General features: G+C 34.9%; 1 protein-coding gene. It reads left to right on the plus strand.

What is annotated here, in order from left to right:
- A partial coding sequence (locus tag RYX56_RS22610; protein ID WP_317124157.1) for an ABC transporter transmembrane domain-containing protein occupies window positions 1-269 on the plus strand: 269 nt, incomplete at both ends.

Consider the following 269-nt stretch of genomic DNA (forward strand, 5'->3'; position numbering starts at 1 on the left):
ATGGGAATAAAGGTCATCAAAACCTTTGGACAGGAACAAGAAGATATTGAAGATTTTCGAAAACAATCAGAAGATGTTGTTCAGAAAAACATGCTGGTCGCAAAAATTGATTCTCTTTATGATCCTACTATATCGATTATTGTCGGAATTTCCTTTTTCTTAGCGATTGTGTTCGGAGGAAGATATGTCCTCAACGATGAATTAACCATTGGTCAATTAATTTCGTTTACTACCTATTTAGGGCTATTAGTTTGGCCAATGCTTGCATT

It is taken from the genome of Alkalihalophilus lindianensis (assembly GCF_032843265.1).
GTDB lineage: Bacteria > Bacillota > Bacilli > Bacillales > Bacillaceae_D > Alkalihalophilus > Alkalihalophilus lindianensis.